Below are 14,275 nucleotides of genomic sequence, written 5' to 3' on the forward strand. Positions count from 1 at the left end.
GGCTGCGGGTCCTGATTCAAGCGTCAATCAGGGGCGATAGCGGCGTTTGGCGTGCGGCATCAGCTGTTCACGGGTGAAATAGACGGGCTTGGTCTTGTGTTCGACAAACAGTCTGGCCTGGTCTGCATAATGCGGGTTGTCGGGTCGGGTTGTGGCCGCACCAAAAGGCTGGATCGAGCGCGACGACACCGCGCCATCGGCGGTCCATTCGACGAACTGGATAAAGCTGTCGCCATGGCGTACCGCAAACCGGCCATCCTTCTCGTCGACATCCCACAACGTCGCCGCGCGCAGCGTGTCCGATCCGCCATCCATCGGCAGATCGACATCGCCCTGCCGAAGCCGCAGCACTGTGCCCAGCCTGGGGTCGAGCGAACCAAAATGCTTGGACAGATGCGCGATCGCTCCCGTCAATTCTTCGCGTGCATCGGGAAGAGGCAGGCGGCGATAGCTCTGCCGCATCGCGGGACGCATCAGCATCAGCGCAAGGGCATCGCCCTTGCCCTTGCCATCGAGTTGCCAGTCCCAAGCGCGCAGCAGCGCCTGCGCCTCGCTCACCTTCTCGTCGCCATCGGGCTTCACCGCGAGCAATTGAGCCATCCATTGGGTCGCATAGTCGGACTTGTCATAGCCGACATCGTACTTGATCCGCTCCAGCGTCGCGGCATCGATCTGTCCCGCCGCTTCGAACAGCTTGATCGCCTGCCGCGCGCGGTTGGTCATGTCGGTTTCGATCCCCATCAGCGGCGAGAAGCTGGCAGAATCGAGTTCATCGCCCGGTCCCGCCGCGACATAGGGCGTGTTGTTGGCGTTCATGATGTAGCCCGATGCCGGATTGACCAGCAACGGCACCTTGTCCCAAGGCAGGTGCGCCTTCCAGATCAGGTCGCCGCGGTCGCCGGGCAGCACCCCGCGCCAATTGGCTCCCGGTTTGCGATCCGGGAACAGCGCGTTGTACGACATCGCGATGTTACCAGCGGCATCGGCGTAGATGAAGTTGGTCGCCGGCACCCCCTGGATCGCCATCGCCGCCTTCCACTCGTTGAAGTTCCGCGCCTTGTTGATCCGGAAATACTGCTCGAGCATTTTTAGGTCGTCGATACCGGCATAGCGGATGGCGAACGCGCCTTTGGCGTTCATGATCACCGGACCATGTGCCGAGCGATAGATGGTCTGTGGGTAGGGCAGGGTGAATGGCCCCATCCTGACCTTGAGCCAGATTTGCTTCGCCTCGAGATCGCGCCACTCGCCATCGAGCCGATACTGCGTCCTGTCCTCGTTGAGCACGAGTTTATAGACATCGATCAGGTCGGGGCGGTTGACGGTGTTGGTCCAGCCCAGCGTCTTGTTGTGGCCTAGGAACGGATAGGGCGATCCTGGGAAGGTGGCGCCGGCAAAATCCCAGCCATCTTCCGAATGCACGACGAGCTCGTACCACGCGACACCGCCGCGCCAGGGCTGGTGTGAGTTCGACACCAGCCGGGTGACGTTGTCGGTCGAGCGGGTAGGGGCCACCGCAAAGGCGTTCGACCCGTTCATGTCGGGCTCGGGTCCGATCGGGGTGACCCGCGCGGTTTCCCTGCCGGTCAGCCTCGGGCCGCCCTCGATCGGCAGGTCCTTGCCTTCGACCAGCGCACCGAGCACCGAATCGAGCCCGAAGAAGAACGGCGAGCGCAGCGCAAAGCCTGCGGCGATATCCTGCCCGTTGAGCGGGAACAGCCCGCTCAGGCGAACCTCATCGGGGTGTTTGTCAGCATAATGATTGAGCCCTGCGGCATAGGCATCGAGCAACGCGCGAACATCCGCGGGGAGTGCGCCGTACTTGCGGTCAACCGTGCCGCGGATGTCGAGCAAATGTGCGGCGAAATCGATCTTCGCTCCGTCCTGCCCGGACAGCGCACCCATCCGCGCGCGGGTCATCGCCGCGACCTCCTGCAGCGTGCTGAAGTCATCCTCGGCATGTGCATAGGCGATGCCGTAGGAAACGTCGGGATCGGTCTTGCCGAAGATATGCGGCACACCGAAATCATCGCGGACGATCTCGACGTCATAGGCTCGCGCAGACGGGGCCTTGACCTCTTCGGCCACCAGCGGTTCCCAGATGGCAAGGGCGATAGCTGCAATAAGGATCAGGACGACGAGTCCAATAACGAGACGTTTGACGATACGAAGCATGCCGCGCACCTTATCAGCAGAACACGCGGCGTCTACTGACAATGCTGTAGGTAGTGCGCGGCATTACTCCACGCTGCCGACAGGTTTGGGCCCCAGTCGCGCTTTGCCGCCGAGCGGCGCGAAACGCTCGGGCACCACCCGCGCCACCTTGTTGAAGGCTGCGGCCAATTCGGGGCTTTTGGCAAGAAGCAGATGGGGTTGCGGATCGGTCCACGCTGGCGGCGTGTCTTCCATATAGCGAGGCTGCAGTACAGAAATGGCACCTGCCCGGTGCGTATCATCGGCCAGAGCCTCGAGTGCCCAGGCGATAGCCAGATCATCACGACCGGAGCACATGGCAAAGCCGATCGCACGCGTCGGTGCCTCGGTGCGCATGCTCTCTAGCGTCGTTAGCACGGCTGCCGCCTCGGTGGATCGTCCGAGAGCCTGCAACGAGCACGCGCGCTGGCCTGCGATGATCGCGCGGGCATAAGTCGACCCCTGTTTTTCAGCGATGGGTTGCGCGCGTTCATAGGATTTCAGCGCATCTTCATGGCGCTCCTCGCCAGCAAGCGAAGCGGCGTGGTTGATCGCGAAATTGACAATCCACGAATGCTCGTTGGGGTCGAGCGAGGCAAGTTTGTCGAGCGCTGCAAGGCCCTCCTCGGCACGGCCGCTGGCCCGCAGCGCAATTGCCATGGAATTGATTGCCCAGGCAATCTGCTCGTCAAGGCCGTTGTAATCCATGCCCGGCTCGCGAAACGCCTTTGTTGCATCGATCAGCGGTTCGAGTTCCCCCGATTGCAGCATCGAATAGATCGCCGCAGCAAAACGCTGGGTCATATTGGGCTGTGCCTTGAACCGGGTCGCGGTAATCTGCCGGTCCAGCGTAAGCAACGCAGCCAGATTGTCTCCCGCCCGTGTTTCCAGATAGGGCCACAGGGGGGCATAGCGTCTTTGTGCCAGCATCGCGGCATAGGCGTTGGAGTTGGTCACCAGATCGGCAAGGTCATTGTCCTTGTCGGATAGCAGGCCGGCGTCCGCCTTTGCCTTCAACAGGTTGATCCCTGTTCCGCCGATCACATCGGGATCAAGCTGCCGGAAAGACCGCGCCGAATAGATCGACGACCAAAAGGCCAGCAGAAGATCGGTCCGTTGCGCCTTGAATGCGCTTCGGCTGATTTCAAAGATGACATCCTGCGGGAGCTTGGTCAGCGCCTCGCCGCCATCTGTTGTCGCAACAACATCGATCCGTGCAACTGCCTTTTCGGGCCGGGTGAGAAAAGAATGCAGCGAAAGCGCGACCCGGTCGAACCGCTCCTGCCGACCAAGCGTTGCCTCGGTCCGCTCGATGGTGGACGATGCGTCTTCGTACCGCTTCTCGTCGATCGCGCACCACAGTTCCGCGTTGGCTGCCGCAAAGGTCTCGTCGGGTGCAGGAGCAGGCGCGCGTCGCAGGACTTCTGCGGTCAGCGGAACAAGCTCGTCGCAAAGCCGCGGTTTATCCCGTTCTTCGGCTTCGGCCAGCGCTGCTGCCAATGTTGCATCGTCAAGCTTTGCGGCATCGACCGGTGCTGCATTGAGGGGAATGCCAGTAATGAAGGCCGACATTGCAGTAATCCACACCAGGTACCTTGTTCGGAACTGCCCGGTCGTCAGATTCATCGCAATATCCCCCAGCGTTTGTGCAAAAAATGGACGGATGCAGGGAGTTCGTCAATCGGGTCTTAAAGGATTGGATGAATTGGCAGCAAACGCCGAGCCGTGGTCGATCAGTTGCGGATAGCAGGAATGTTCGGGCCGTGATGCCTCGCAGCCAACCGGCGTCAGGCGACCTGACGCGGCCTGGTCGCCTCGGGCGCGGTTGTGTCGTTGTGCTGGATATAGCGCATATTGGCGATCATCGCATCGACATGTTCGATCCCCACCGGACGGCTGAAAAGATACCCCTGAATGTTCGAACACCCCTGCGAGCGCAGCGCTTCGAGCTGGACGATGTCTTCAACGCCTTCGGCAATGGTTTCCATGCCCAGCGCAGAAGCCAGCGCGGTGATGGCACCGATGATAGCCCGCGAACTGCTGTCAGTGGCCAGATCGTTGACGAAGCTCTTGTCGATCTTGATCTTGTCGAATGGGAACGAACGCAGATAGTTGAGCGAGCTGTAGCCGGTACCGAAATCATCGAGCGCAATCCGGACGCCGCATTCGCGCAACGCATTCAGCATGGCAGTCGTTCGTTCGACGTTTTCGATGAACAGCGATTCGGTCACTTCAAGCTCAAGCCGGTTGGGTGCCAGCTTGGCAGCGTCCAACGCCTGCATGACCATCAGCGGCAGACCCGGATTCTTGAACAGCACCGGCGACAGGTTGACCGCGATCCGTACGCTTTCAGGCCAGTGACGCGCATGCTGGCAGGCCTCGTTCAGCACCCATTCGCTGATCGGAACGATCAGCCCAGTGTCTTCGGCGAGCGGGATGAATTCTATCGGAGACACAATGCCGCGCAGCGGGTGCTGCCAGCGGACCAGTGCCTCAAAGCCCATCACCCGATCCTGCTCAAGACTGAACAGCGGCTGGTAATTGAGGATGAACTGCCCCTCGCGCACCGCCTCGCGCATATCCAGTTCCATCTGGTGCCGCTTTCGCGCCTCAAGGTCCATCGCCTGCTCGAAAAAGCACGAGCAGTTTCGCCCCTCGTTCTTGGCACGGTACAGCGCCAGATCGGCGTTCTTGATGAGCTCGTCCGGGCAATTTCCATCCGTCGGCGCGACCGCGATGCCGATGCTCGAACTCGTCTCCAAACGATGCCCGTCAAGCTGGAACGCCGATTGGAACACGCCGCTGACTCGGTCTGCCAACAGTGCGAGGTTGGCCTGAGGCTCTATCTTGTCGATCAGAATAGCAAATTCATCGCCGCCCTGGCGGCTGATCAAAGCCCCGCTGATCGTGTCACGCAGCCGGTCTGCGACCGCGCGGAGCAATTCATCGCCGACCGGATGACCCAACGTGTCGTTGACCGCCTTGAAGTTGTCGAGATCGAAATACATCACGACGATCCGCTCGTCGCGGGTGCGGCGGGCAAGCGCAAACTCCAATTGCTCGGCAAACAGTTTGCGGTTGGGTAGCCCCGTGAGTTCATCATGCAGCGCGATGTGCGTGATCTTCTCCTCGCGCTCCTTGATCGAATCGACCATCGAATTGAAGCTCACCGCGAGCCTGCCGACCTCATCCTGTGAAGTGATCGAGACCTTCTCGCGCGATCCGTCGCTGATCGCGCGTGCAGCGCGTTCCAGAGCCGCAACCGGCCGGGTGATTCCGCGCGAGACAAGCGCGCCGATCAGGATCGAGATCAGCAGGCCTAGCCCGCTGAGCGCGAGCAGCAGATACTTGATCGGCGCGTATTGCTCCAACGCCGCGCTCAGAGCGTAGCGGAGCACCAGACGCGGCTGCATTGCGTTGTCCATCGAGGCAAGCGGTGTGGACCAATAAAGCGTGCGCTCGCCGCCGATCCGGGTTTCAACAGGAGCCTCGCCGCTGGCTTGTGCAAGGCTCATCCCCCCGGGCAGGTCACCTGCGGTGCGAATGCTGGCGGACATGCCCTTGGGCGCAAGGCCGGACATATCGCGCATCGCTGCGGTGTCCATCGGCCGCGCAATCACCAGCCAGCCGGCAAGATCAGGGATCATTATCGGAGCGGCAACCGCATTATAGAACCGCCCGCTCGCTCGAAAGACGCCGCGATCGGTCCCTGAATCCATGGCCCCCCAAATCGCGTCCTGTTCTGTCGGGGTGAGCGCGGTGCCGGAACTGATGAACTCTCCCTGCAGCGGCACCATGATGGCAAGCGGCACCCCGGCGCGCAGGCGCAGACTGTCGAGTGCACTGACAATCGTCGGCTGGTCGCTGATCGCAAAGGCTTCACGGAAGCCGAAATCGGCCGCTAGCACATCGGCCGAGGTACGCATCTGCGCTGCCTGAAGTTCGAGGATCTTGTCGAACGTGGCCGCGCTGGTCGCCATTTCGCTGGTTGCTACGCCTTCGGCATACCGTTCGACCCCGCCTGTGGCGACGATGATGAACGCGCCGAAAGTGGCCGTGATCACCACCGCGTACCACAAGGTGATACGGGTCGCGAGCGAGCGGTATCGGCCCGATCCAGGAAGCGAAGCAGAATTCATTGCGGGTTAGCTGATCGGACGCAGTTCGACGGAAATGGCCCGCGATGTTGCCTGGCCAGCGCTCAGCGTCACCGCTTCGCTATGCTCGCCAGTCCTGCTCCGCAACGCGGGGTGCCACACCTTGACCGATGCTGCACCGCCGGGGATCTGCGCGATCCTGACCTGGCCGTTGTGATCGGTCTTGGCGGCATAGGGCGTATCGACGACCTTGATGTAGCCGCGCATTTGATCGTGGATCTTGCACCCAAGCGATACGCTGCCGGGAACGGCAAAGGTGTGCGACCGGGTTTCGTCGCGGCCATAAAGCTGGATGTCGATCTTGGCGGCTTTGGAGAAGCTGTAGATGCTGTGCCGCACCTTATCGAGATTGGGGAAGCGCACTGTGGCCCCTGCAGGAACGATGAGTGTCCCCGGGCTGAAGGCGATGTTGGCCTGCGCCATGTCGCTCTTCCAGCCGAAGCGGATCGGCCCGTTGGCGCCGCCCGACTTGGGATACACCATGACCACCGCATCACGGACCGGAAGCCCGTTGGCCTGTTTGACGGTGACCGCCAGAGCAGCAGGGCCTGCGGCTTGGGTGGCGGGAATTGCGATCAGGGCGGTGGCCGTTGCCAGAAACGCAGCGGCGGGCATAAGGCGGGGAATCAGCATGGGTCCGGCCTATCCGTGACCGGTTAACAATTTTTGCAGAAGCCATTCATTTTAAAGAATTATAGCGGGCCTATTGGCGCGAGTGGATAATTTTACATTGCGATACAATCTATGCCGGCCATGCTTAACTTATGATTAGGCAGTTCAGGCTTACCCGTCTGATATGAAAGACCTTTCTGTTCTGCGTGTCGCTGCCTGCCTGTTCAGCCTCTCGGCCTCCACCCTCGTTTCCGCCAACCTGCCAGCCCAGGCACAGGATTTGCGCAATGGCGGCAAGTTGCTGCTCACCAACGGCGTCAGCACGATCGAAGGATCGGGCGGCGGTGGGCTCGCGACGTGGAGCACGATCGCGGGCAATGCCACGCAGGAGGGCATTGGTGGGTCGGTGCACGGAACCGTGATCGAATTGCCCGACTATAACTGGACCAGCTTCGGCGTATCGGTCGGGTTCTTCGACCGGCTTGAACTGAGCTATGCCCGGCAGAACCTCGACACCATCGACATCGGCACCGCGCTCGGCCTGGGGCGAGGCTACACGCTCAACCAGAATGTGTTCGGCGCGAAATTGAAGCTGGCGGGCGATGTCGTTTATGGCGACCCGCTGCTGCCACAGATTGCGATCGGGGTTCAGCACAAGCGCTCGAGCGATGCGGCGGTTGTCGCAGCAGTGGGCGGCGCATCTCCCAACGGCACCGATTTTTATATCAGCGCGACCAAGCTGTTCCTGTCGCAAAGCGTGCTCGCCAATGCGACCGTGCGCTTTACCAAGGCCAACCAGACGGGTCTGCTTGGCTTTGGCAGTGCGACCGATAGCAATCATAAGCCCCAGTTCGAAGGATCGCTTGCCTATCAGCTCTCGCGGCGGTTCGTCGTAGGCGGGGAATACCGCACCAAACCCAACAATCTGGGGATCGCGCGCGAGGATGACTGGGTCGATCTGTTCGCTGCGTATGCCCTGACCCGCAACGTCACCGTAACGGCAGCATATGTCGATCTTGGCAGTATCGCGACAGCGGACAACCAGCGCGGCGCGCTTTTGTCGCTGCAGGCTGCGTTTTGATACCGGACGGGAATTTTTCATGATCAGCATCGCTTTTGCTCTGGCGCTTATGGGCGTGCAGGACCTTCCGGCAGCAGCCGATATCGAGCCTGAGGTGACTACCGAGGTGGCGCCCGCGCCCGCGCCCGCGCCTGAGCCTGAGCTTGAGCGTGATCCGGTCACCGGCGAACTCCCGGTCGATCCCTATGAGATGTCCAATGCGCATGCTGGCGCAACGCCCTTCACCGGCACCGCAATGCGCGATGCATTTCACGGGCAGGAGGGCATTCGCCGCGTCGTTGACAACATGGTCGATCGTGCCGTCATCGATCCGCGAATTTCGGAGATCTTCGTTGCGCACGACCTTGTGAGGTTGCGGCGAACCCTGTTCGAGCAGTTCTGCCACATCCTCAACGCGGGCTGCGACTATACAGGCCGCGACATGGAATCGTCGCATCGCGATCTGGGGCTTCAGGTCGATGACCTCAACGTGCTGGTCGAGAACCTCCAGGCCGCCATGGCAGACGAGAAGGTTGGCTTTGCAGCACAGAACCGGTTGCTGTCGAAACTGGCCCCGATGAAGCGCGATGTCGTGACGCGGTAACCTGTTTTCAAAGGCCGGGTGCCGTGGTATTTACACAGGTGTAAGTGTATTCCGTCCGATGTTGATCAGGTGCCATGATGACCGAACAAGTCTTTCGCCATCCCGACCGCCCTGTGCCGAAGTTCCGGCCGTTCAAGGCGATGCACCATTTCCGCAGGCTGATCGCCGACAAGGAGGACACCGAGCAGGTGTTCCATATCTTCCAGTGCCTGCCGCGCATGGGGCTGGTCGATGAAGCGCGGGCGTTCGTCTACAGCGATTTCGGCAAGGCGTTGCGTGCCAGTGAGCCCTACCTTCCCGATCTGCTCGACGATCACGATCGGCTGCGCGCAATGCCCAGCGGCAGCGTCGCGCATGCCTATGTCGATTTCATGGAGCGCGAGGGGCTCAGCGCTGCGGGGCTGGTCGAGGAGTATGACCGGTTTCAGGGCGGGCGCCGGTTTGGTGATCTGATCGAATGGTACGTCAACCGGCTGCGTGACACCCACGACCTGCTCCATATCCTCACCGGCTATGGCCGCGATGCGCTGGGCGAGCAGTGCGTGCTGGCATTCACCTATGGGCAGAACCCTGCGCCCGGGAACATTTTCATCGCTTATATGGGCGGGCTCAACATGAAGCGGACAATCCGCAGCGATGCGCCGGTGTTCAACGCGATCAACGAGGCACGCGCGCTGGGCAAGGGGTGTCCGCGGATATCCGAACAGTCGATCGCATCGCTGCTCGCCGAACCGCTGGCAGAGGCGCGCAAGCGGCTGAACATCACCCCGCCACGCTTTTACGGCCTGGCGCACGACAGGTTCAGGGCGCGCGGGATCGATCCCTATGATCTGCTCGGCAAGGCGCAGGCCGCCTGAGCGCGATCTCGGCTATTCCGGCAGCGATCGCATCGCCATCAGCACCCGTTCGGCCCATTCGGGGCGGCAGATCAGCAGATCGGGCACATAGGTGTTCGACTGATTATAGGCGAGCGGTGATCCATCGGCGCGGCTGACATGCAGCCCGTGTGCGGACGCGACCGCAACCGGCGCGCAGCTGTCCCATTCGAACTGCCCGCCGGTGTGGAGATAGATCTCGGCCTCGCCGCGAACGATCGCCATCGCCTTGGCGCCGGCGCTGCCCATTGGCAGCAGCTCGGCTTCGAGCACTTCGGCGACTGCCAGCGCTTCTCTCGCGGGGCGGGTGCGGCTGACGACCATCCGCGGGATCGGCGCGCCGGGCGGCAGCGGCTGCGGCTGGTCGCTGCGCAGCACCACATCGAGCGCAGGCAGCGCGACCGCGCCAATGCTGGCGACGCCATCGATTGCCAGCCCCACATGCACCGCCCAGTCGGCACGCTCCTCGCCATATTCGCGGGTGCCATCGACAGGGTCGATGATCCAGACACGCGAATGCGACAGCCGCTCAAGATTGTCCTGTTCCTCTTCGGAAAGCAGACCATCATCGGGCCGCTGTTGGCGCAGCGCGTGGAGCAGGAACTGGTTGGCGGTCTGATCGCCGGCCTTGCCCAGCACCTCGCGCGACAACAGCCCCGAGGTCCGCACCTGCAGCAGGATGCGCCCGGCGGCATCGGCCAGTTGCGCGGCGAGCTCTCCGTCGGTCAGGCTCATTTGAGCGGCATCAGTTGGCGGACGATATGCTCGGCAGCCTCGACCGGGGTCATCGCGACGGTGTTGACCCGGATGTCGGGGCTTTCGGGCGGTTCATACGGGCTGTCGATCCCGGTGAAGTTCTTGAGCGCACCGGCGCGCGCCTTCTTGTACAGGCCCTTGACATCGCGCGCTTCGGCGATCTCGAGCGGGGTGTCGACGAAGATCTCGACGAACTCACCCTCGGGCAGCATCTTGCGGACCATTTCGCGCTCGGCACGGAACGGGCTGATGAACGCGGTGAGCACGATCAGCCCGGCATCCGCCATCAGCTTGGCCACCTCGCCAACGCGGCGGATGTTCTCGATCCGGTCGGCCTCGGTAAAGCCCAGGTCACGGTTGAGCCCGTGCCGGACATTGTCGCCATCGAGCAGGAACGTGTGCCGGTTCATCAGGTTGAGCTGCTTTTCGACCTCGTTGGCGATGGTCGACTTGCCCGATCCCGAAAGCCCGGTGAACCACAGCACCTTGGCCTTCTGGTTCTTGAGCGCGGCATGGACATCGCGGGATACATCGGTCGCCTGCCAGTGGACATTCTGCGCGCGGCGCAGGCTGAAGTGCAGCATCCCCGCTGCCACCGTGGCGTTGGTGATCTTGTCGATCAGGATGAACCCGCCCAGCGTGCGGTTGTGAGCATAAGGCTCGAACACCAACGGCTTGTCGGTGGCGATTTCGGCAACGCCGATCGCGTTCAGCTCGAGCGTCTTGGCAGCCAGATGTTCGAGCGTGTTGACGTTGATCACGTATTTTGGCTGCTGCACGGTCACCGACACCGTCTGGGTGCCCAGCTTCAGCCAATAGGCCCGGCCGACCTGGAGCGGATCATCCGCCATCCAGACGATGGTCGCCTCGAACTGGTCCGCCACCTGAGGCGGGCTGTCGGCGGTCGCGATCACATCACCGCGCGAGCAATCGATCTCGTCGGCCAGGCACACGGTCACCGACTGCCCGGCGAGTGCTTCATCGAGGTCGCCTTCCATCGTGACGATGCGGCTGACCGTGCTGGTCTTGCCCGAGGGCAGCACCCGCACCTGGTCCCCGGGCTTGACCGACCCGGTCGCGATCAGCCCGGAAAAACCGCGAAAGTCGAGATTGGGGCGGTTGACCCATTGCACCGGCATGCGGAACGGCTTGTCGGCATCGAGCGAGGACAGAACCTCGACGGTCTCGAGATGCTCGATCAGCGTCGGCCCGGTGTACCACGGCGTATTGTTCGATCGGGTGGTGATGTTGTCGCCCCTGAAGCCGCTGATCGGCATCGCGGTGAAATTCTCGATGCCGATGCTCGTGGCAAATTCACGGTACTCGGCGACAATCTCGTCGAAGCGGCTCTGGTCGTACTCCACCAGGTCCATCTTGTTGACCGCCAGCACGATGTTGCGGATGCCGATCAGCTGGCACAGATACGAATGCCGCCGCGTCTGGACGAGCACGCCCTTGCGCGCATCGATCAGGATCACGGCAAGGTCTGCGGTCGATGCGCCGGTCACCATGTTGCGGGTGTACTGCTCGTGCCCGGGGCAGTCGGCGACGATGAACTTGCGCTTTTCGGTGTTGAAGAAGCGGTAGGCGACATCGATGGTGATGCCCTGTTCGCGCTCGGCGGCGAGGCCATCGACCAGCAGCGCAAAATCGATGTCCTGGCCTTGCGTGCCCACCTTCTTGCTGTCGTTTTCGAGTGCGGCGAGCTGGTCCTCGAAGATCATCTTGCTGTCGTAGAGCAGCCGCCCGATCAGCGTCGACTTGCCGTCGTCCACCGACCCGCAGGTGATGAAGCGCAGCATCGTCTTGTGCTGATGGATATCGAGATAGGTGTCGATATCCTCGGCGATCAGGGCTTCGGTCTGGTACGCGCTGTCCATCAGAAATACCCTTCCTGCTTCTTCTTTTCCATGCCTGCGCCGCCTGCATCCTTGTCGATGACCCGGCCCTGGCGTTCCGAGGTGGTGGTGAGCAGCGTCTCCTGGATCACCTCGCTCAGGGTGCTCGCGGTGCTTTCGACCGCACCGGTGAGCGGAAAGCAACCCAAAGTGCGAAAGCGGATCGAGCGTTCGGTGATCTGAGGCGCGCGGCCCAGCACTCTGGTCAGCCGCTCGATGTCATCGGCCATGAACAGCTGGCCCTCCCATTCGAAGGTCGGGCGGACCGCGGCGAAATACAGCGGAACGATCGGCACATCGTTGAGCTGGATGTACTGCCAGATGTCGAGCTCGGTCCAGTTGCTGATCGGAAAGACGCGGATGCTCTCGCCCCCGCTGCTGGTTCGGGGGGCCTTGCGGGCGTTGTAGAGGTTCCACAGCTCGGGGCGCTGGTTCTTGGGGTCCCAGCCGTGTGAAGCAGTGCGGAACGAGAAGATGCGCTCCTTGGCGCGGCTCTTCTCCTCGTCGCGGCGCGCGCCGCCAAAGGCTGCGTCGAAGCCGTAGAGGTCGAGCGCCTGTTTCAGTCCCTCGGTCTTCCACATGTCGGTGTGCAGCGGGCCGTGATCGAACGGATTGATGCCGCGTTCTGTCGCTTCCGGGTTCTGGTAGACCAGCAGCTCCATCCCGCTTTCGCGCGCCATCCGGTCGCGTAAGCCATACATGTCCTTGAATTTCCAGGTGGTATCGACGTGCAGCAGCGGAAAGGGCGGCGGCGAGGGGAAGAACGCCTTGCGCGCCAGATGCAGCATCACCGCGCTGTCCTTGCCCACCGAATACAGCATCACCGGCTTGTCAGCCTGCGCCACGACCTCGCGCATGATGTGGATCGCCTCGGCCTCGAGCCGTTGCAGATGGGTGAGGGTGCGGGTCATCGCGCAAAAACTCCGTTCGATATCGCTGATTACATTGGCATGGCACGTGCCGACTTGAACCTCCCATATGGGAGGGTATAGAAAACCCATGCGTTTTGACGATGGCCTGCTGGAAGCACTGCACGAGGGGATGTTTCAGACCCCGCTGTGGGACGGCTTTCTGCATCGATTGCGTACCATGACCGGAGCGCAGATGGCGATGCTCGCCATTCGCCCGCATGGGCAGACAGACGTGGCCGAACTTGTGGCAGGCGAGGGTCCGGCCGGGGTCGTGCGCCAGCTGATGGTTGGGCATGCGATGCGCGAAGGGCGCGGTTATGCTCTCGACGATCTGCTCGACATGACCGACCCACATGACCGTGCGCAGGCTCGCGAAACCCTGCTCGCGGCGCGGATTACCAGTGTGCGCGCCGTGCGTGTGACCGAGGCCAGCGGGGTCGATGGCTGGCTCGCCTGCGCAGGCGGGCGGTCTTTGGGATCATCGGCAGGCGCATTGTTGCTCGGGCTGGCACCGCATCTGCGGATCGCCTTGCGCAATTTTGCCGCGCTCGAGCACGAACGCTTCCGCTCGGCGGTGACCGGCGAAGGGTTCAACCGGCTCAACATCGCGTGGCTGACGCTTGATGCGCAGGGGCGGATCGTCGAATCGACGCAGAATATGGAGCAGATGTTCCAATGGGGCACGCTGTTGCGGCGGGGACGCTACGACCGGCTGGTGCCTGCATCCCCCGCGATCGATCGGCAGTTGACAGGCTACGTCAAGCAGGTCGCGGCGGGTCAGGCGGTGCGGCCGCTTGCGGTCAACCTCAGCCAGGATCCGTGGTTCGACATGCTGGTCGCGCCGCTGCAGGGCGAGACGATCTCGGGCCACCGCTCGGCAGCGGTGATTATCTATGTCAGCGGCGATCGGCGCAGCCAGGCGGATCGCTGCGAGCAGCTGGTCGATCTGTTCGGGCTGCTGCCCAGCGAGGCGCGGCTGGCATGGCTGTTGGCGCAGGCAACAAGCATATCCGAAGCTGCCGAGACGTTGGGGATCACGGTCGAGACCGCGCGCAATTATTCGAAGAAGATCTACGCCAAGACCGGCGCTCGCGGCCACGCTGAACTGGTGCGGGTGATCATGACGAGCGTCCTGGCGCTGAGTTAAGGCTGTAGCAGGTCAGGCGGCGCACCCTGCGTTCTGGCATTGACCTGAATGCTATAGTGTCA

The 14,275-nt window shown here is 62.2% G+C and carries 11 protein-coding genes; 4 read left to right on the forward strand and 7 right to left on the reverse strand.

Annotation, left to right across the window (positions count from 1 at the left end; genetic code table 11):
- Positions 1–27: 27 nt before the first annotated feature.
- The 4 genes from IEW00_RS10550 to IEW00_RS10565 form a co-directional block, all read right to left on the reverse strand.
- Positions 28–2,175: an acylase gene (locus tag IEW00_RS10550; protein ID WP_188514337.1), complete on the reverse strand. Its 2,148-nt coding sequence runs from the start codon at positions 2,173–2,175 to the stop codon at positions 28–30.
- A 63-nt stretch (positions 2,176–2,238) separates the two neighbouring features.
- Complete coding sequence (locus IEW00_RS10555) at positions 2,239–3,819, reverse strand: tetratricopeptide repeat protein (protein WP_188514338.1); 1,581 nt, start codon at positions 3,817–3,819, stop codon at positions 2,239–2,241.
- A gap of 161 nt (positions 3,820–3,980) precedes the next feature.
- A complete protein-coding gene (locus IEW00_RS10560; protein ID WP_188514339.1) occupies positions 3,981–6,332 on the reverse strand; it encodes a putative bifunctional diguanylate cyclase/phosphodiesterase in 2,352 nt (783 codons plus the stop codon).
- A gap of 6 nt (positions 6,333–6,338) precedes the next feature.
- Positions 6,339–6,983: a cupredoxin domain-containing protein gene (locus tag IEW00_RS10565; RefSeq protein ID WP_229736961.1), complete on the reverse strand. Its 645-nt coding sequence runs from the start codon at positions 6,981–6,983 to the stop codon at positions 6,339–6,341.
- Positions 6,984–7,146: 163 nt separating this feature from the next.
- Here IEW00_RS10565 and IEW00_RS10570 point away from each other — a divergent pair, with 163 nt between their 5' ends.
- The 3 genes from IEW00_RS10570 (at position 7,147) to IEW00_RS10580 (ending at position 9,483) form a co-directional block, all read left to right on the forward strand.
- Positions 7,147–8,043, forward strand: a complete 897-nt coding sequence (locus IEW00_RS10570; RefSeq protein ID WP_188514340.1) for a DUF3034 family protein — start codon at positions 7,147–7,149, stop codon at positions 8,041–8,043.
- Positions 8,044–8,062: 19 nt separating this feature from the next.
- Complete coding sequence (locus tag IEW00_RS10575; RefSeq protein ID WP_188514341.1) at positions 8,063–8,626, forward strand: group I truncated hemoglobin; 564 nt, start codon at positions 8,063–8,065, stop codon at positions 8,624–8,626.
- A gap of 74 nt (positions 8,627–8,700) precedes the next feature.
- Complete coding sequence (locus IEW00_RS10580; RefSeq protein WP_229736962.1) at positions 8,701–9,483, forward strand: Coq4 family protein; 783 nt, start codon at positions 8,701–8,703, stop codon at positions 9,481–9,483.
- A 12-nt stretch (positions 9,484–9,495) separates the two neighbouring features.
- On the opposite strand, the gene IEW00_RS10585 is transcribed toward IEW00_RS10580, so the two are convergent.
- From IEW00_RS10585 to cysD, 3 genes are read right to left on the reverse strand one after another with little or no spacing between them, the layout of a single operon-like run.
- Entirely contained in the window at positions 9,496–10,236 is a 741-nt protein-coding gene (locus IEW00_RS10585) for a 3'(2'),5'-bisphosphate nucleotidase CysQ (protein WP_188514343.1), read from the reverse strand.
- Positions 10,233–12,137 (reverse strand): sulfate adenylyltransferase subunit CysN, encoded by a 1,905-nt coding sequence (gene cysN, locus IEW00_RS10590; RefSeq protein WP_188514344.1) that lies wholly within the window; start codon positions 12,135–12,137, stop codon positions 10,233–10,235. Before cysN ends, IEW00_RS10585 begins: the two co-directional genes overlap by 4 nt.
- Positions 12,137–13,066, reverse strand: coding sequence for a sulfate adenylyltransferase subunit CysD (gene cysD, locus IEW00_RS10595; protein WP_188514345.1), 930 nt, complete (start codon positions 13,064–13,066; stop codon positions 12,137–12,139). The genes cysN and cysD overlap by 1 nt, the downstream gene beginning before the upstream one ends.
- An 88-nt stretch (positions 13,067–13,154) precedes the next feature.
- Here cysD and IEW00_RS10600 point away from each other — a divergent pair, with 88 nt between their 5' ends.
- Complete coding sequence (locus tag IEW00_RS10600) at positions 13,155–14,213, forward strand: helix-turn-helix transcriptional regulator (protein ID WP_188514346.1); 1,059 nt, start codon at positions 13,155–13,157, stop codon at positions 14,211–14,213.
- Positions 14,214–14,275: the final 62 nt, after the last annotated feature.

The organism is Blastomonas aquatica (assembly GCF_014639875.1).
GTDB lineage: Bacteria > Pseudomonadota > Alphaproteobacteria > Sphingomonadales > Sphingomonadaceae > Blastomonas > Blastomonas aquatica.